The 17,773-nt window shown below is 58.8% G+C and carries 16 protein-coding genes; 14 read left to right on the forward strand and 2 right to left on the reverse strand.

Annotated features, from left to right (window positions below; all coding sequences use genetic code 11):
• The first annotated feature begins 142 nt into the window (after positions 1-142).
• The 3 genes from G3A56_RS25410 to G3A56_RS25420 are packed head-to-tail and all read left to right on the forward strand — an operon-like array spanning position 143 to position 3,807.
• On the forward strand, positions 143-2,353 hold the full coding sequence (locus G3A56_RS25410; protein WP_082184734.1) for an ATP-binding protein: 2,211 nt from the start codon (positions 143-145) through the stop codon (positions 2,351-2,353).
• Positions 2,346-2,801, forward strand: coding sequence for a response regulator (locus G3A56_RS25415; protein WP_035243215.1), 456 nt, complete (start codon positions 2,346-2,348; stop codon positions 2,799-2,801). Before G3A56_RS25410 ends, G3A56_RS25415 begins: the two co-directional genes overlap by 8 nt.
• Positions 2,791-3,807, forward strand: coding sequence for an HWE histidine kinase domain-containing protein (locus G3A56_RS25420; protein WP_175414401.1), 1,017 nt, complete (start codon positions 2,791-2,793; stop codon positions 3,805-3,807). Before G3A56_RS25415 ends, G3A56_RS25420 begins: the two co-directional genes overlap by 11 nt.
• Before the next feature lie 41 nt (positions 3,808-3,848).
• Here G3A56_RS25420 and G3A56_RS25425 read toward each other — a convergent pair whose 3' ends face one another.
• Positions 3,849-4,223, reverse strand: coding sequence for a response regulator (locus tag G3A56_RS25425; RefSeq protein ID WP_082184733.1), 375 nt, complete (start codon positions 4,221-4,223; stop codon positions 3,849-3,851).
• A gap of 218 nt (positions 4,224-4,441) precedes the next feature.
• Here G3A56_RS25425 and G3A56_RS25430 point away from each other — a divergent pair, with 218 nt between their 5' ends.
• The 11 genes from G3A56_RS25430 (at position 4,442) to G3A56_RS29075 (ending at position 17,079) form a co-directional block, all read left to right on the forward strand.
• Complete coding sequence (locus G3A56_RS25430; RefSeq protein ID WP_082184732.1) at positions 4,442-5,896, forward strand: sensor histidine kinase; 1,455 nt, start codon at positions 4,442-4,444, stop codon at positions 5,894-5,896.
• Positions 5,893-6,330, forward strand: coding sequence for a response regulator (locus G3A56_RS25435; RefSeq protein WP_003499590.1), 438 nt, complete (start codon positions 5,893-5,895; stop codon positions 6,328-6,330). The genes G3A56_RS25430 and G3A56_RS25435 overlap by 4 nt, the downstream gene beginning before the upstream one ends.
• 4 nt (positions 6,331-6,334) lie before the next feature.
• Positions 6,335-7,375 (forward strand): sensor histidine kinase, encoded by a 1,041-nt coding sequence (locus tag G3A56_RS25440; protein ID WP_003499592.1) that lies wholly within the window; start codon positions 6,335-6,337, stop codon positions 7,373-7,375.
• 246 nt (positions 7,376-7,621) lie between these two features.
• Positions 7,622-7,951: a GCG_CRPN prefix-to-repeats domain-containing protein gene (locus G3A56_RS25445; RefSeq protein WP_082184731.1), complete on the forward strand. Its 330-nt coding sequence runs from the start codon at positions 7,622-7,624 to the stop codon at positions 7,949-7,951.
• Positions 7,952-8,132: 181 nt separating this feature from the next.
• Positions 8,133-8,828 (forward strand): superoxide dismutase, encoded by a 696-nt coding sequence (locus G3A56_RS25450; RefSeq protein ID WP_082184730.1) that lies wholly within the window; start codon positions 8,133-8,135, stop codon positions 8,826-8,828.
• A 105-nt stretch (positions 8,829-8,933) separates the two neighbouring features.
• On the forward strand, positions 8,934-9,923 hold the full coding sequence (locus G3A56_RS25455; RefSeq protein WP_082184729.1) for a Bug family tripartite tricarboxylate transporter substrate binding protein: 990 nt from the start codon (positions 8,934-8,936) through the stop codon (positions 9,921-9,923).
• 431 nt (positions 9,924-10,354) lie between these two features.
• Positions 10,355-12,145 carry an ABC transporter ATP-binding protein gene (locus G3A56_RS25460; protein WP_082184728.1) on the forward strand — a complete coding sequence of 597 codons (1,791 nt, stop codon included), beginning with the start codon at positions 10,355-10,357 and terminating at the stop codon, positions 12,143-12,145.
• 131 nt (positions 12,146-12,276) lie between these two features.
• Positions 12,277-12,618, forward strand: coding sequence for an ArsR/SmtB family transcription factor (locus G3A56_RS25465; RefSeq protein WP_003499601.1), 342 nt, complete (start codon positions 12,277-12,279; stop codon positions 12,616-12,618).
• The gene (locus G3A56_RS25470; RefSeq protein ID WP_082184727.1) at positions 12,615-13,538 is read left to right on the forward strand and encodes an SRPBCC family protein; all 924 of its coding nucleotides are present in this window, start codon (positions 12,615-12,617) and stop codon (positions 13,536-13,538) included. The genes G3A56_RS25465 and G3A56_RS25470 overlap by 4 nt, the downstream gene beginning before the upstream one ends.
• Positions 13,539-14,002: 464 nt before the next feature.
• Complete coding sequence (locus G3A56_RS25475; protein ID WP_082185957.1) at positions 14,003-16,771, forward strand: autotransporter family protein; 2,769 nt, start codon at positions 14,003-14,005, stop codon at positions 16,769-16,771.
• Positions 16,772-16,896: 125 nt separating this feature from the next.
• Positions 16,897-17,079 carry an SH3 domain-containing protein gene (locus G3A56_RS29075; RefSeq protein WP_246231431.1) on the forward strand — a complete coding sequence of 61 codons (183 nt, stop codon included), beginning with the start codon at positions 16,897-16,899 and terminating at the stop codon, positions 17,077-17,079.
• Positions 17,080-17,484: 405 nt separating this feature from the next.
• On the opposite strand, the gene G3A56_RS28600 is transcribed toward G3A56_RS29075, so the two are convergent.
• Positions 17,485-17,773 (reverse strand): hypothetical protein (locus G3A56_RS28600; RefSeq protein WP_210255083.1); only part of this gene is annotated, 289 nt, incomplete at its 5' end.

Here is a 17,773-nt window from a genome sequence, read left to right on the forward strand (position 1 = left end):
CAGCCGACGCCGATGGCCCGGGTGCCGTCGGTCTCTGCGCATTTTCTAAAAAGCACGCGTTTACATCTCCGCAATAATGACTAGGCTGGCGGCTCGTTATCAGGTCGATTGGTCTTCCGCAGGAAAGCGGCTGGAGAAATTTATGAGTTCAGCTACGCCGAAACTGGATAGTTGCGGCGCCGAGCCCATCCACATCCCCGGCGCCATCCAGGAACACGGCGCGCTTTTGGTCCTTTCCGCGCGCGATCTGGCAATTTTGCAGGCAAGCGACAATCTTGAGCGCTATCTCGACATGCCCTTGCCGGTCGGGACCGTGGCTGACAATGGTGTTTTCCCTTTCAGGGATGCCCTGTCGGCCTGGTATGCGAATGACGAGAGCAATTTCAGATATGTCTGGGCCGACAAGGCTCTGGACGTCACCGCCCATCGTTCGGGCACCCTGATCATCCTCGAATTCGAGGAAACGAGAAAGGGCGAATCGGCGGAAGCGCTGATGGGCGAGCTGACGGGTTTTGCACAATATCTGAACAGCGTGCCGTCGCTTGAGGACGCGCTTTTGCGGACAGCGCAGCTCGTGTCCTCGATCAGCGGTTACGACCGCACCCTGATCTACGATTTCGGACCGGACTGGAGCGGGCATGTCGTGGCGGAAGCGGGAAGCGGCGCCCTACCGTCTTACCTCGAGCTTCGTTTTCCGGCTGGCGACATTCCGCCTCAGGCGAGGCAGCTTTACACGATCAACCGCCTGCGCATGATCCCGGACATCGGCTACAAGCCAGTTCCGGTCAATCCACAGATCAATCCGGAGACGGGTGCGGTGCTCGATATGAGCCTGTCGCAGCTTCGCAGCGTCTCGCCGGTTCATATCGAATATATGCGCAATATGGGCACGGCGGCGTCCATGTCCGTCTCGATCATCGTCAATGGCAGGTTGTGGGGGCTTATTGCCTGCCATCATGCGGCACCGCATTCCGTCTCCAGGTCCGTGCGCGAGGCATGTGACTTTGCAGCGCAGCTGCTGTCCATGCGAATTGCAATGGAGCAGAGTTCCAAAGATGCGTCGCGCCGCGTTGAACTCGGATATGTGCAGGCCCGCCTGCTGAACGGCATGGCGTCAGCCCCGAAATGGGTGGACGGCCTTCTTGGTGGCGAGGACGAAAGGCAGGATCTGCTGAAGCAGGTCGGCGCGGATGGTGCCGCCCTTGTTCTGGACGATGAGTGCCATCTGGTGGGCCAGACGCCACCGAGGCACGAGGTCGAGGACCTTGTGCTATGGCTTGGGGAAAAGGAAATCGCTGACGTCTTCGCAACCACGAACCTTCCCGAGATCTATCCAGCCGCCGCATCTTATGCATCCGTTGCCAGCGGGCTTGTTGCAATGCGCGTTTCGGAGCTGCATGGAAGCTGGCTGATCTGGTTCCGCCCGGAGGTGGTCAAGACCGTGCGTTGGGGCGGCAACCCGCATAAGACCGTGCAGGAAAGCGGTCGCATCCATCCGCGAAAATCCTTCGAAATCCGGAAGGAGCAGGTACGCAATATCGCCGCCCCCTGGTCCGAGGCGGAACTTTCCGCCGCGCGCGAGCTTCGCAGTGCGATTATCGGCATCGTCCTGCGCAAGGCCGAAGAAATGGCGGACCTCACGCGGGAGCTGCAACGGACGAACAAGGAGCTCGAAGCCTTTTCCTATTCCGTTTCGCATGATTTGCGCGCGCCTTTCCGGCATATCGTCGGCTTTGCGCAATTGTTGCGCGAGCGAAGCAGTGCCATGGACGACAAATCGCTGCATTATCTGCAGATGATTTCGGAAGCGGCGCTCGGGGCGGGAAAGCTGGTCGATGATCTCCTGAACTTTTCCCAGCTCGGCCGCGCGCAGATCAGCATGAAACCCGTTGACATGAAGAAGCTGGTCAGCGAAGTGCGCCGCTCCGTCCTCTCCACCATTGCGGACCGCAAGGTCGAATGGCACGTCGGCGATCTGCCGGTCACGCTTGGCGATCCGACATTGTTGCGGCAGGTCTGGTACAATCTGATCGACAATGCGATCAAATATTCCCGTCAGGAGCCTGTCTCCATCATCACGATTTCGGCAATTGCAACCGATGACGACGTCACCTATTCAGTTCAGGACAACGGCGTCGGTTTCGACATGGCCTATTACAACAAGCTGTTTGGCGTTTTTCAGAGGCTGCAGCGTGTCGAGGATTTCGAGGGCACGGGGATAGGTCTCGCGCTGGTCCGGCGGATTGTGGAACGCCACCGCGGCTCTGTCAGCGCCGCGGGAACCGTCGGGGAGGGAGCGTCGTTCTCCTTCACATTGCCGGTCATGAAAATTGAAGAGGAAGAAATTGCCTGAACTGAGACCTATTCTGCTTGTGGAAGATAATCCACGCGATCTGGAATTGACGCTGACAGCTCTCGAAAAATGCCAGTTGGCAAACGAAGTCGTGGTCGCCCGGGACGGTGCCGAGGCGCTCGATTATCTGACCCTTGGCGGTACTTACGATAACCGGCCGGCAGGTGATCCCGCCGTCGTGCTTCTGGACCTCAAATTGCCCAAGGTGGACGGACTTGAGGTTCTGCAGAAGGTGAAAGGCAGCGATAACTTGCGACACATTCCGGTCGTCATGCTGACTTCGTCCCGTGAAGAACAGGACCTTGTGAAGAGTTATGAGCTGGGCGTGAATGCTTTTGTCGTCAAGCCCGTCGAATTTAATCAGTTTTTCAAGGCGATACAGGATCTTGGCGTGTTCTGGGCGCTGTTGAACGAGCCGCCGCCGGGTGCCCGTCGCAATGATGGATGACGCGGTGCCGCCGATGAATGCATGCAGGCTTCTTCTTCTGGAAGACAGTTCGGTCGATGCGGAGTTGATAGAAGAACAGCTTTCGCGCATGTCGCCAATGCCGAGTGTGACGCGGGCGGTAGGCAGGGCGTCGTTTATCGAAGCGCTCGAGAACAACCAGTTCGATGTCATCCTGTCTGATTTCTCGCTGCCGGATTTCGACGGCATGGCTGCGCTCGATATTGCCGTGCAGAAAATCCCGGATGTGCCGTTCATTTTCGTTTCCGGCGTCCTGGGCGAGGATGCGGCGATCGATGCATTCAGGCGCGGCGCGACGGACTACGTCGTCAAGCAAAGGCTGGTGAGACTGCCTTCCGCTGTGGAGCGCGCGCTCGCCGAGGCGCGTGAAAAGCAGGAGCGGAAGCGGGCGGAAATCCATAAGGAACTGCTGGTTCGCGAACTCAGCCACCGGGTGAAGAACACCATGGCCATGGTGATCTCGATCATCCGCAGGACCGCGAAGGGCAGCAGGTCGATCGAGGATTATCAGGCGCGGCTTGTTGCCAGGGTAAGTGCGCTCGCGGAAAGCCACGCGCTGCTTTTTCAGAGCAACTGGGGAGAGACCGATCTCCGCGATGTGGTGAAAAGGGCAATCGAGCCTCACAATGTCTTTGTCGGCCGCGTCGATCTCGATGGCCCTGCGGGCATCTATGTCTCACCGAAATCCGCATTGGCCCTCGGCATGATCCTGCATGAGCTGGTGACGAACGCGCAGAAATACGGTTCGCTGTCGAACGGCGACGGGGTAGTGAAGGTCATCTGGAGGCTCGTCCGCGACGAGAACGGAGCGCTCCGGATAGATCTGCAATGGCAGGAAACGGGCGGTCCCGCCGTCGTCCCTCCCGAAGATACGGGTTTTGGCACGACGCTGATAACCAAGGGCGCGCAGTATGAACTCAACGCCGAAGGCGCCATTGCCTACGACCACGATGGTTTGAAGTATCGACTAGTTTTTCCGATGAATTGAAGGGAGCCGGTGGATCTCTACCGGCACAGACCGCGCGCCAACTAGCCGGCGGGAGAGAATTCCCGCGCCAGAATATCCGGAAGGCTGCCGAAATCACACGGCTTGGAGATGACGGTCAATTCTCGGAGCTGGGCGCGAAGCCCCGGAATTTCCGCATATCCGCTGCAGATGACGAAAGGTATACTGGCGGCCTTCAATTCATCGATCACCGGAAAGGACAATTCTCCCCGCAGATTGAGGTCGATCACGGCGCCGTCAAGCTCCGCTTCGCTGATCTTTTCCAGGGCCGCTTCGATATGGGAAACAGGTCCAACGACGCTTACACCGAGATCCGAGAGAAAGTCTTCCATGTCCATCGCCAGGAGCGCATCATCTTCCAGAACAAGGATTTGTTTTCCTTGAAAATTATAAGTCATATTTCACCACGTTTGCATCTCATCGGCCGCGCGCAGGCTGGTAGCCTTTCTGTCAACCCTGCTGAACGCTCTTCCTGAGAGATGGTTCCCGCAAAGACGGGAAATAAAATGTTCGCTTCCACGTCTGTCATATTCTAATTTGCCCGACAAATGAGCCGCCTACCGGGAATATTATTACTGTGACTAATTTTTCGCCGTTCGCTCAGCGAAGCCTTCTCATGCTCGCTGTTGGTGTCGCAATCCTGACCGGAATGGTCGCCATGTCGTTATGGCTGGTGCAGGTGAATAACCGGTACTCCCAGGAAACAGCCGAACTGCGCCGCGTGCGCGCGGCCATCCTCGATGTCGTGACGTCGATGCAGGACATTGAAACCGGTCAGAGGGGCTATCTGCTGACCAACAATGTCGAATATCTGGGACCCTATAAGGACGCCATGAGCCGTCTGCCGGAACGGCGCTCGCGGCTTATGGACCTGCTGAAGGATCGTGACCAATACCGGCAGCCTCTGTCAGACATGACAAGCGCCATCGACAACAAGCTGGCCGAAACGCGCGAAACAATCGAGCTGCAAAGGGCAGGGCGCATCACCGAGGCGGTGGAAGTCGTCCGGGAGAACGACGGCAAGCGTTTCATGAATGAGATCAGAACCGTCCTGTCGAAGCTGCAATCGGATACCGACGATCGGCTGCGCATCATCGTCGGCGATCAGCTGGGCGCCGCCAACCGGCTGCAACTGGTGACGATCGGCGGCGCCTTTGCCATCCTGATCGTCGTCGGTGGCTCGATCCTTCTGGTCTTCACCTATATCCGCGCCCTGAACCGGTCCCGGGATGATGTCGATGAACTCAATCGTCATCTCGAGGAGCGTGTGGAGGAAAGAACGCGAGACCTTCGCCGCGCCAATCAGGAAATTCAGCGCTTCGCCTATATCGTCACGCATGATCTGCGGGCGCCGCTCGTCAATATCATGGGGTTCCTCGCCGAATTCGATACGTCGCTGAAGCCGGTCACGGCTTACATTCTCGCGGATGGCAAGACGCCGAGCGAAGAGGTCGTCCGCGAAGCCCGGCTTGCCGTTGAGGAGGATATTCCCGAGGCAATCAGCTTCATCCGGTCCTCGACCCGCAAAATGGATCAGCTGATCAATGCGATCCTGAAAATCTCCCGCGATGGCCAGCGGAAGCTGCAACCGGAAAAGGTCGATATTGAAACATTGCTGTCATCGCTTTCCGAGACGGTTCGCCACCAGATCAATGCCAATGGCGGCGAGATCAATGTCGATACATCGAAGCTGACCGTCTATACGGATCGTATCTCCCTCGACCAGATCCTCGGCAATCTCTTCGACAATGCGGTGAAATACCAGATGCCGGGACGCCCGCTCAGATTGACCGCACGCGCCTATCCGGCCGGACGCGGCGCCATCTCCATCGCGGTCAGCGACAATGGCCGCGGCATTGGCGAGCAGGATCTGGAGCGCATATTCGAGCTCTTCCGCCGCGCCGGCAATCAGGATCAGCCCGGGGAAGGAATTGGCCTTGCCCACGTTCGTTCGCTAATCAGAAATTTAGGAGGTGACATTAGGGTGGAGTCCGAGCTTGGCAAAGGAAGCACATTCACGCTGCTCCTGCCGAGCGACCTCAGAAAAGTGACGAAAGAAGGCGAACAATGAAGGCAACCGGTCAAGAGGTAACGATCGTGATGATCGAGGATGACGAAGGTCATGCTCGTCTGATTGAAAAAAACGTGCGTCGTGCGGGTGTGAACAACGAGATCGTGCCCTTTACGCTTGGCGCAAAGGCGCTTGATTACATCCTCGGCGAAAGCCGCGATGGCCTTGTCAGCAAGGATCGCTATCTTCTCGTCCTGCTCGATCTCAATCTTCCGGATATGTCGGGTATCCGCATTCTCGAGCAGATCAAAAGCAACGAACATACACGCCGTTTGCCCGTCGTCGTGCTGACAACGACGGATGACGAAACCGAAATCCAGAAATGTTATGATCTTGGCGCAAATGTCTATATAACGAAGCCGGTCGACTACGAAGGTTTCGCCAATGCGATCAAGAACCTCGGCCTGTTTTTCTCTGTAATTCAGATACCTTGAAGGCATGATGGATTTGCGCGTTTTGTATGTTGATGATGATCCGGCGCTGGCACGGCTTTCCAGCCGTGTCCTTGGTCGTCATGGAATGGAGGTGGTGCATGCCGCCTCCGTCGCCTCGGGGCTCGAGCTATTTCAAAACGAGCAATTCGATGTGGTCGTCCTCGACCACTATTTCCAGACATCGACGGGAATGGAGTTTCTGGCAGCGATCCAGTCGTTGCCGGGGCGCGTTCCCGTGCTTTACGTGACCGGGTCGAACGAAGCCAAGATCGCCATCGACGCCCTCAAGGCGGGTGCTGCCGACTTTGTCATAAAGAATGTCGGCGACGACTTCTTTCCGCTGTTGCGCACGGCCATCAATCAGGCCCTGGAAAACCACCGCCTGCGCCAGAACAAGGAGGAATCCGACCGCTTGCTGGTGAAGGCCAAGGAACATGCGGAAATGATGGTGAAGGAGATGAACCATCGTGTCGCCAACAGCCTGTCGCTGGTATCGGCGATGATCAGGCTGCAGATCAACACTGTGAAGTCGCCCGAGGCGGAAGTTGCCCTTCTGGAAACCCAGAGCAGGATTTCCGCCATCGCCGGCGTGCACCGCAGTCTCTACAATACCGACAATGTCGGCCTTGTATCGCTCAATTCCTACCTCACGTCGATCATCAGCGATCTGTTTCAGGCTGTTCCCGGTTCGTCCTCCGTCACGGTGGAGACATCGCTTTGTGAAGTCAGCCTCAAGGCGGATCACGCGGTGGCACTCGGCGTCATCATCACCGAGCTTCTGACCAATGCGCTGAAATATGCCTATCCCGACCAGTCGGGCACGGTTCGTGTCCGGCTTTCCGAAGAGGACCGGCAATTTGTCCTCGTGGTTGAAGACGATGGCATCGGTTCAAAACCGGAGGCATCGCCGCGCGGCACCGGCCTCGGCACGAAGCTGATCATGGCTATGGCGCAGAATATTGGCGCGCGTGTCGAACAGACGCATACCCATCCTGAACTCGGCAAGGGTACGCGCTACATCATGACGTGGACTGAGAAGCAATAATCAACACGCGCATATTTTTCCCTGAATGATTGCGCCTTGCCGGGGCGTTCAACACCTTCCGCAACGATCGTGGCGATCTCGGATTTCTCCATTTCGGCATTCAGGCCGTTCAGCAATTATGCAGCGGAAGGTTGCCAGAATCCGCCACAATTGCGGGGCCGCTGCCACGAAAACACCTCGTTTCATTCAGCTACAGTTCACGGCCCAGGGCGCTAAATCACCCCATCCCACAAGGAGGGAAATGAGATGCGCAAGATGATTTTAAGCGCTGGAATAATTCTTAGCGCCTTCTTCGGCAGCGGCGTGAACGCCATGCCCATCGGTCAACCGTCCGCACCCGCGACATCGAATGTTCAAACCGTCGACTATGCCTGTGGACGCGGTTTTCATCTGTCGCCGCGTGGATATTGCCGGCCAAACGGACCGCCACGCTATGAGCGCGGCTGGGACCGGCGTGATCGCTGGGAAGGCCGCCGGGAATGGCGCGAGCGTCAGGCCCGCAGAGAATGGCGTGAGCGGCGCGACTGGCGCGAACACCGCGAATGGCGAGACCGCCGCGACTATTATCGCTGGTAATCGGATCAGGCCCTCTCTTAACCGGGAGGGCCTTTCCTTTATGTCCCTTCCCGTAGCGGACTGACCCAATCCACGTCTTTGCAAGATGACCCTGTGTCCACGGTCTAATTGATTCGACCTGAGGAAACCTGCGCCGCAGTTGCGGGTTAACCCATGTGGCTGTCATTCAAAGGAGGAAAACATGAACATCACCAGACGAACAATTCTCGCGGGCGGCGCTGTGGCCGCTGCCGCAACGATTTTCCCCAGGCCGCATGTCGCGCGTGCCGCCCTGCCATTGAAACAGCCGTCCCTTCCGTTTGCGGAGGGAGATCTGGCGCCCGTTATTTCGGCAAAAACGGTCGGCCTCCATTATGGAAAACATCACAAGGGCTATTACGACAAGCTGAATACGCTGGCAGCCAATACCCGCTATGCCGACATGGAGCTTGTCGATATCGTCAAGGAGGCGGCCAGGTCCAAAGAGGCGGCGGATGTCAAGATTTTCAACAATGCCGCGCAGGCCTGGAACCACGTCGCCTATTGGGATCAGTTCGTTCCAGGCGGGCCGAACCGGCCCACGGGTGAGTTCGCGACCCGTGTGAACGAGACCTTTGGAGATTATGAAGGGTTTATCAAACGCGCAGTCGATGTTTCCGACACCGTGTTCGGGACAGGCTGGGTCTGGTTGACGCGTGACGACGCCGGTAAACTCGCCCTCATCGGTTACGAGGACGGCAATAACCCGATCGCGGTGGGTCGACCGGCCTATCTCGGCATCGATATATGGGAACATGCCTATTACCTCGATTATGAGAACCGCAAACCCGAGCATATCCGCGCCGTGCTCGACAAGCTGGTCAACTGGCGTGTCGTGGAAGAGCGCATGAGCGCTTAGACCCTCACGTCCTCTTGTTTCCCGCGGCAAGGCCAACGGCTTGCCCTCAGGTTCATTTGAGCTACTATGCCGCGATGGCGGGGAGGCCATGTCACAGGAGGGTTCATGAATTACCGGTCTTCGAAACGGCGCATGCTGTTGAAACTTGCCGCCACGGCGGTTTCTTTTGGTGTGCTGGGAATGACGGCGAGCGCTGAGGGCTTTCCCGATCGAACGATTACTCTGGTCGTTCCTTTCGCGGCCGGCGGTTCCACAGATGTGGTGGCACGCGTCATCGCGCAGAAAATGGGTGACGAGCTTGGCAAGCAGATCGTCGTCGAAAACGTCGCCGGTGCCGGCGGCAATCTCGGGGCCGACCGCGTCGCCCGGGCCGAGCCCGATGGCTACACGATCCTGATGGGCACGGTTGCAACCCACGCACTTAACCCGCTCATTCTCAAGACGAAACCTTACGATCCGGAAAAGGATTTCGCCCCGGTTTCGCTGCTGGTGGTGGTGCCGAATGTGCTGGTCGTCAATCCGAAACTGAACGTCAACAGCGTCGCGGAATTGATCGCGCTTCTGAAAGCCGAGCCGGACAAACATGCCTATGCCTCTTCCGGCAATGGCACGCCGCTGCACCTTTCAGGCGAACTGTTCAAGAGCATGGCGGGCGTCAGCATGCAGCACGTTCCCTATAAGGGCGCCGGCCCCGCACTCAACGATCTGCTCGGCAACCAGATTTCGATCATGTTCGACAATCTGCCCTCATCGTCCGGCCACATCAAATCCGGCACCTTGCGGGCGCTTGGCGTAACCACGGCCGAGCGGGCTTCATCCTTCCCGGATCTGCCGACAATCGCCGAGACCGTGCCGGGTTACGAGACCTACACGTGGAATGCGCTCTTTGCGCCTGCCGGCACACCGGCCGAGGCGATCGACAAGCTGAATGCCGCGGCCAAGAAAGCGCTTGCTGATCCCGGCGTTGCCGCGCGCATGGCGGAATTCAGCGCCAAGATCGTCGCTTCCTCGCCGGAAGAGCTGAAAACCCATGTCGCTGCCGAAATCGCCAAGTGGGAACCGGTTGTCAAGAACGCCAACGTGCAGATGGATTGACCGGGAACGACAATCCGCTCTTCTGATATCTCGCTGCGCACCCCTCCCGGGATGCGCAGCAGAAAGACACAGGCTGCGACCATACCTGTCGCATCGGCCAATGTGTCGTTTTCGCATCACTTGCCATAAGGTTGCAATTACCCGGTTGGCAATGGCGAAACGCTCAGGTACAAAATACTCACCGCGTCAGATCGAACCAAAGGGAGGCGTTGCATGACACCAGCATTCACCGAAATCCTCCCGCAGGGAATGACCCGACACTAGGTCATATCCATTCGCGGCCCGCCCCGCGCACGCGCGCCATGCGGTTTTGTTTTCCCTCATAGCCCGATTGATCTGACGGGATCACTCCGTTTCCCGCCCGGGCTGTGGCCATCCAACTTCCGTTTTTGAGGACCGGTTGCCGAACCTATGGCGCCGTGCTGGTTAAAATGTCTCGCAAGAAGCTCGATTTCCGCGCCGATGCCTATCGCCATGTGCTCGGTTTTGTTTTCCACCACTGGAGCCACCAGCGGGCGCTGGTGGGTTTTATCATCGTGCTGGTCATCGCCAGCACATTGGCCGAAGTCATGGTGCCGGTGTTCTCCGGCCAGATCGTCGATGCCATTGCCGGCGGCAACGGGGCGGACAAGGCGCTGCGCGCCTTCGTCATCGTTGTGGCGCTGGGGCTGACCAGCGTGGCGCTGCGCTGGTTCATCTTCAACGGCATCATCCGGCTGACGCTAAGGACCATGGCTGACGTCACCAATAACGGCTTCCACCGGGTTCAGCGCTTCTCGACCGACTGGCATGCCAACAGCTTTGCCGGCTCGACGGTGCGCAAGATCACGCGTGGCATGTGGGCGCTGGATTCGCTGAACGACCTGCTGCTCATCGCGCTGCTGCCGTCCATCACCATGCTGGTGGGCGCCACCATCGTGCTCGGCAGCTACTGGCCGGTCATGGGCCTGATCGTGGGTGCCGGGTCGCTGATCTATATCGGCGTCACGGTGGCGCTTTCCATGGGTTTCGTATCGCCAGCGGCAAGGCTTGCCAATGCCTGGGATACCAAGCTCGGCGGCGCGCTAGCGGATGCCATTAGCTGCAACTCGGTCGTGAAAGCCTTCGGCGCCGAAAACCGCGAAGAAACCCGGCTGACCCACGTGCTGGCCAAATGGGATAATCGCACGCGCAGAACATGGAAACGCGGCACGCTGAGCGGCACGATCCAGGGTTTCATGATGGTGTCCATGCAGGCCGGCATCCTCGGAACGGGTCTTCTCATGTGGCAAAAGGGGCTGGCAACGCCGGGTGATATCACCTTCGTGCTGGCGATGTTCTTCGTGTTGCAGGGCTATCTGCGCAATGTCGGTCAGGATATCCGCAACCTGCAACGTGCCGTCAACGACATGGAAGAGCTGGTGCTGCTCGACAAGATGCCGCTTGGCATCGAAGACAGGCCGGACGCCAGACGGATCAAGATCGAGAAGGGCGAGATCGTTTTCGATAACGTCACTTTTCAATATGGCGCGCATCCCGATCCGCTCTATGAGGACTTCTCGGTCACCATCAAGCCGGGCGAGCGCGTGGGTCTGGTTGGCCATTCGGGTTCGGGCAAGACGACCTTCGTCAAGCTCATCCAGCGTCTGTACGACATCAATGCGGGCGCAATCCGCATAGACGGCCAGAATATCGCCAGCGTCAGGCAATCGAGTTTGCGCGACCAGATCGCCATCGTGCAGCAGGAGCCAATCCTGTTTCACCGCACGCTGGCGGAAAACATCGCCTATGGCCGGCCAGGCGCCTCGCGGCGTGAGATCGAGCAGGCGGCGAGGCAAGCGAGCGCCCATGACTTCATCATGTCCCTCCCCAAGGGCTATGAAACGATGGTGGGCGAACGCGGTGTCAAACTGTCGGGTGGTGAACGCCAGCGTGTCGCCATTGCCCGGGCCTTCCTTGCCGATGCGCCGGTGCTGATTCTGGATGAGGCGACATCGAGCCTCGACAGCGAAAGCGAAGTGCAGATCCAGCAGGCGATGGAACGCCTGATGGACGGCCGCACCACGCTTGTCATCGCGCACCGGCTTTCCACCGTGCGGGCGCTGGACCGTCTGCTGGTCTTCGACAAGGGCAAGATTGTCGAAGAAGGCGACCATCAGGCGCTGATCCGGCTGAATGACGGCATCTATCGCCGGCTGTTCGAGCGGCAGGCGCTGGAACTGACCAAGGGTCTGGTGGCCTGAAACGAAACGCCGGGGCATTGCTCCGGCGTTTTCTTTTGTGCGATCAGCGGACAAATTCGCTCGAAAAAACACTTAGCAAATCGACGAAGTTTTTTCTTGCGTCAGAGCTGCGCTGCGTGATAGTTAGTATCATGGCTAAGCATTCACCCGAACTGTCACTGATCTTTCAGGCTCTCGCCGATCCGACGCGCCGGTCAATTCTGACCCAGCTTGCGCAGGGTCCGGCGCGGGTCATGGAATTGTCCGCTCCCACGGGGCTGCGTCTGCCCACGGTGATGCGGCATCTTTCGGTGCTGGAAGAAGCGGGGCTGATCAGCACCTCCAAGGACGGGCGGGTGCGCACATGCGCAATCGTGCCCGAGGCCTTGGAGCCGGTGCGGACATGGCTCGATGAACAGCGGGCCACATGGGAAAGCCGGCTCAACCGGTTGGAGGCATTTGCAATGCAGGCTGCGAAGGAGCGCTCGGAATGATGTCGAAACTCAATCAGGACGGCACACGTGCCGAGCCCCATCTTGGCGACGGCCGTTTTGCGACGCTGAGCTTCGAGCGGGTGATCGCTGTTCCATTATCGGTCCTCTGGCAAGTCTGGACGTCGCCTGCCGCGCGGGCCGTCTGGGCTGCTCCGACACCCTCCGTGACCGTGGAGTTTCTGGAGGCCGACACCAGGGTGGGCGGGCGTGAAGTTTCGCTTTGCAAGGTCAAGGGGCAGCCGGATATCCGCTGTGAGTGCGGATGGCTGGAGCTGCAGCCGGGTACTCGCAGCGTGAATTACGAGGTGGTTTCGTCCGGCGGTGTGACGCAGTCGGCGGCGCTGGTGACGGCTGATCTTTCAGCCGTGGATGAGGGCAGCCGGCTCACCGTAACCGTTCAGCTTTCCTCGCTGGCCGCCGATATGCAGGCGGGTTACCGGCAGGGGTTCAGCGCCGGTCTGGACAATCTGGCCGAGGTGGCCAAACGGACCATGGTGCTGGAGCGAACGATAAGGGCGCCGCGCAACATCGTCTGGAACGCCTGGATGAACGCCGAGACGCTGCCGCAATGGTGGGGTCCGGAAGGCTTTTCCTGTCGCACCGCGAGGATCGATCTGCGAACCGGCGGTGAATGGGTGTTCGACATGATCGGCCCCGACGGCACGGTCTATCCCAACCATCATCGTTATATCGAGGTCCGGGCCGAAGACAGGATCGGCTATACGCTGCTCTGGGGAGAAAACGGGCCGAAACATGCTGACGCCTGGGCCGCTTTCGAGGATCAGGATGGCGCGACGAAAGTTGTGCTCGGCATGGTGTTCAGCACCGAGGCCGAGTTCCAGGAGGCGAAGGGATTCGGCGCCATCGAACTGGGTCAGCAGACGCTCGGCAAACTGGAACGCTTTGTTTTCGCATTGTAAAATCCAGGAGGCTGACCCTTGGCGGGCCTTGGATTCGAGGAAGTTTACATCACTTTTTTGTGATTAAAGTTGAGTTGTGTGCGATGGTTTTGGGCGACAATAAAAACCTTATTGTCGTCCATTCGAATATAATGGAAAGATAAAATTCAAAATTGCCTTTGTCTGCAAGTCCAGTTCCGGACGGGCGCAGCTTTTCCCAATGGGTCGCGAATTGACAAAACGCAAATCGCCACGCTGTCCGGCAGTGAACATCTTGTCGTATCTGATATTTGCCGCGCCTGACCGAAGAGATACTGATCCAACGGGTGAGGTCCTTGGCTTTTATTCGACCTGCCATCGTCTCTCGGTTTTGTAGAAGTTTTCGCGGCAACTCCTTAGGGTTGCGGCACCGGTTTGTCTGTGTCGTACTCGCATTCGTCAAATGGAATGGGTTGGGAAATCATTCAATTCGACGGGGGCCGCCGATGAATTATCGTTGCCAGCTGAAAGGCTTAAGACGATTTCTCTGTTCTGGAACCGCATTGGTTTCGGGCGCGATTTTTTTCTACTCGGAACCCGTGGATGCAGCCTGCATTTTTACGCCGACGGCGGGCGACGACAATTATATCTGCGACACCGGGACATCGGTGGGTGGGCTGAATGATACCGGCGGCAACAATACGCTGCTTCTTCCGGCCGGCGGCACGGGAACAATCGCCGGTAACGTCACCTTTGGAGGCGGCACCGACAGGATCGAGATTTATTCCGGCACCATAGATGGTGCGGTGGTTCAGGGGGGCGGCAACGACGCCTTCGTGATTTCCGGCGGCACCGTTACCGGCAATGTGCAGCAAGGCAGCGGCGTCGACGATTTCCGGATGACGGGCGGGACGATCCAGTCCCTCAACCAGGGCGACAATCTCGACACGTTCTTCATGTCTGACGGACGCATCATCGATGCGTTCGATGATGGCGATATCGCCACCATGACGGGTGGCCGTATCGGCCGCGTCAACATGAAACTTGACGACAACGTCTTCGACATGTCGGGAGGCGTCATCGATCGAAATTTGGTGACCGGTTTTGGCAATGACACGATCATTCTCTCCGGTGGCACGATCGGCGGCAATATCAGCGTCAGCGGCGGAACCGACAGTGTGACCGTTACCGGCGGCACGGTGGGCGGCAATGTGCTTTTGAGCTTCGGTAACGACAGGTTCAACTGGAATGGCGGTGGCATCATCTATGGCGCCATCGACCTTGGCGCCGATGACGACACCGCCACGCTCACCAATCTGGCCAACGCCCATATCGGCGCGACCACGCAGATAAGCGGTGGTCTGGGGACCGATACCCTGACGATGAGCAACGTCAAGACGGGAGGGGTTGCCCGCTTCGACAGCTGGGAGACAATAAACCTCACCAATGACAGCGAGCTTGTGTTCGACGGGACGTTGACACTTGGCGACAGCGGCACCGGAACCGGTACGCTTTCCATAGATTCCGCCAGCACGGTCTATGGAGGCGGTGCGAATGGACGAGTCTCCGCTTTCACGGCCGGTGCTTTCGCCAATCTGGTGAATTCAGGCCGTATCGATCTCACCAATGGCGGCGGCAATGCCTCGGACACCTTCACGATCTCCGGCAATTACGTGGGCAATGGCGGCCAGATTTTTCTCGATACCGTGCTTGGCAGCGATGGCTCCGCCTCCGACAGGCTGGTCATCGATGGCGGCACGGCCTCCGGCAGCACGGGGATGAACGTGGTCAATGCCGGAGGATCCGGCGCGACCACGACTGCTGACGGCATCATGGTTGTCGAGTCCGTGAATGGAGGAACAACCGCTGGCAGCGCATTTGCGCTCAACAGCCGCGTTGCTGCCGGCGCCTACGAATATTACCTGTTCAAAGGCGGTGTTTCGGCCGGCACTCAGGACAATTGGTATCTTCGCTCGACGATCGTTTCGGGTGGCGGGGCGATTGCAGGCGCGCCGGACCCGCTTCAGCCAATTGTGACGCCAGAGCCTGAGGCACCCGACATCACCGGCGCGCCCCCGGCCTCGCAACTGCCACCCACGCCGATACCGACGGAGGGAAGCGCGACGACGGACCCGACGGACCCCACGCCTCCAATCAATGCGGGCGATCCGGAGCCGGAAGCTCCGCCCACCCCACAGGCCGCAGGGGCGGCAAGTCCCCCGCCTGCGCCGCCCGTACCGCCAACCACGCTTGCCTTGATCCCGAGCGCCTCTGCCGTGCCGCCAACGCCCGGCGCGACGCCGGTGATTGCCGATATCGTGCCGCTCTACCGTATCGAGGTTCCGACCTTTTCGGCCGTGCAGCCGCTTGCGCACTATCTGGCCCTGTCGACACTCGGCACCTTCCATGAACGGCGCGGCGAACAGGCTCTGCTGGAGGATCACGGATGGATGCCCACAAGCTGGGCGCGCACCTTCGGCCAGAATACCGAGCTGAAATGGGATGGAACCGTCTCGCCGAGTTTCGACGGCAACCTTTTCGGTTTCCAGGCAGGGCAGGACCTGCTCGGCCGTGAAAGCGAGGCAGGGGGCTTCGACCGCTTCGGTCTGTTTGTCGGTTATTCCAAGATGAACGGCGATATTAAAGGCCAGGCGCTGGGGTGGAACAACCTTGCCGTGGGCGATGTCGATATCAGCGGCACGAGCGTCGGTGGATACTGGACGCATATCGGCGCTCAGGGCTGGTATATCGATGCCGTTCTGATGGGCACGTGGTTCGGCGGTGACGCTACGTCCAGAGCCGGGGAACGGCTGGATATTGACGGCACCGGCGTTACGGCCTCTCTTGAGGGCGGTTACCCGATCGCTCTTTTAGAGGACTGGACGCTGGAGCCGCAGGCCCAGATCATCTGGCAAAACCTTTCCCTCGACGATGCAGCCGACCGCTTTTCCTCGGTCGGATTCGATTCAGACAGTCCCTTTACCGGACGAGTGGGCGCTAGGCTGCAGGGGAACTATCAAACCAGCAGCGGTCTCATTCAGCCTTATCTCAAGGCAAATCTCTGGCACAGCTTCTCCTCCGACCAGACCACCCGCTTCGCCAACGATCCCATCGTCACCGAAATCGGCGGCACCTCGCTGGAACTCGGCGCAGGCGTCGTCGCCAGCCTGACGGAAAGGGTCAGCCTGTTTGCGACGGTGGACTACACCACCAATCTAGGCGGTGAACGGAAACGCGTCATCGAAGGGAACGTCGGTCTCAACATCAAGTGGTAGCCCGCCGGGCGACAGAGGTGCGTGCGAAGACATTGGAGCAATGCGTAAGAGACGAATCTGGAGCGGTATTCATGCCGACTTGTGAAGCATCGGACTCAGGGCCCGAGCACAATCTGGGGGATAAAATGCGGATAAAGACCATTATTGCATCGCTTGCCTTGCTGGTGGGCGCTTCGCTGCCATCACTTGCGGAAGCGGCCAATGCCTATGCGACGGGCAATGTGAATATTAGGACCGGGCCGGGCACGCAATATGCCCGGATAGGGACTATTCCTGCCGGTGCCACGCTCACCATCCGTGGTGTCTGAATGGCTATAGCTGGTGCGAGGTCATCTTTGCCGGCCAGCGAGGCTGGGCTTCCAGCAATTATCTTCAGGCCACATACCAGAACCGGCGACAAGCCGTCATTCATGTCGGGCCGATCATCGGGCTGCCGGTTATTGTTCACAGACCGCAGCCTCCCCATTGGGGCCATCGGCCAAGACCGCCCCATTGGGAGCATCGTCCGCGTCCGCCAAGACCGCCGCACGGGGACCATCGCCCGCGTCCTCCAAGACCGCAGCCCCGATGAACAGGAACGGGGAAAACCGGCGATGAACGCATTGCTTCCTGGACATGACAGGCGGGAAATTTCGGACCGGCCGTCCCATGTGCCGGGTGTCGTGCCATGACACGGATCTGGCCAGCGGTGATTTTCCTTTTGTTTCCGCTGGTCATTGGCCAAACGGCAGCGCAGGCCCAAAGCTGCGCTGCGGCAGACATCCGGCTTTCATCAAGCACGCAGATCGCCCAGTTGCAGCGGCAACTTGCAGCGATCCGCGCCATTGAGCGCAAACGGCAATGTGGCTCGGAAAACTATCATCGGCCCTGCATTCCTGCAGTCTCAGTGATTTGAAGGCCGCGTCGAGGGCAGGAACCAAAGTTTGCGTTCCCCGGTTTTCACCGTTTCGCTGAACAGCAAAAATTAAGGAGATTGCGACACTGATGCCCAGACTACCATTT

Origin of the sequence: Rhizobium oryzihabitans, from assembly GCF_010669145.1 — a bacterium.
Classification (GTDB): domain Bacteria; phylum Pseudomonadota; class Alphaproteobacteria; order Rhizobiales; family Rhizobiaceae; genus Agrobacterium; species Agrobacterium oryzihabitans.

Bases quoted from the DNA above. Each gene is read 5' to 3' on its own strand.
- G3A56_RS25455 (WP_082184729.1), top strand. From the start codon at position 8,934: ATGAATTACCGGTCTTCGAAACGGCGCATGCTGTTGAAACTTGCCGCC.
- G3A56_RS25470 (WP_082184727.1), top strand. From the start codon at position 12,615: ATGATGTCGAAACTCAATCAGGACGGCACACGTGCCGAGCCCCATCTT.
- G3A56_RS25465 (WP_003499601.1), top strand. From the start codon at position 12,277: ATGGCTAAGCATTCACCCGAACTGTCACTGATCTTTCAGGCTCTCGCC.
- G3A56_RS25420 (WP_175414401.1), top strand. From the start codon at position 2,791: ATGATGGATGACGCGGTGCCGCCGATGAATGCATGCAGGCTTCTTCTT.
- G3A56_RS25435 (WP_003499590.1), top strand. From the start codon at position 5,893: ATGAAGGCAACCGGTCAAGAGGTAACGATCGTGATGATCGAGGATGAC.
- G3A56_RS25450 (WP_082184730.1), top strand. From the start codon at position 8,133: ATGAACATCACCAGACGAACAATTCTCGCGGGCGGCGCTGTGGCCGCT.
- G3A56_RS25425 (WP_082184733.1), bottom strand. From the start codon at position 4,223: ATGACTTATAATTTTCAAGGAAAACAAATCCTTGTTCTGGAAGATGAT.
- G3A56_RS25445 (WP_082184731.1), top strand. From the start codon at position 7,622: ATGCGCAAGATGATTTTAAGCGCTGGAATAATTCTTAGCGCCTTCTTC.
- G3A56_RS29075 (WP_246231431.1), top strand. From the start codon at position 16,897: ATGCGGATAAAGACCATTATTGCATCGCTTGCCTTGCTGGTGGGCGCT.
- G3A56_RS25410 (WP_082184734.1), top strand. From the start codon at position 143: ATGAGTTCAGCTACGCCGAAACTGGATAGTTGCGGCGCCGAGCCCATC.
- G3A56_RS25475 (WP_082185957.1), top strand. From the start codon at position 14,003: ATGAATTATCGTTGCCAGCTGAAAGGCTTAAGACGATTTCTCTGTTCT.
- G3A56_RS25430 (WP_082184732.1), top strand. From the start codon at position 4,442: ATGCTCGCTGTTGGTGTCGCAATCCTGACCGGAATGGTCGCCATGTCG.
- G3A56_RS25460 (WP_082184728.1), top strand. From the start codon at position 10,355: ATGTCTCGCAAGAAGCTCGATTTCCGCGCCGATGCCTATCGCCATGTG.
- G3A56_RS25440 (WP_003499592.1), top strand. From the start codon at position 6,335: ATGATGGATTTGCGCGTTTTGTATGTTGATGATGATCCGGCGCTGGCA.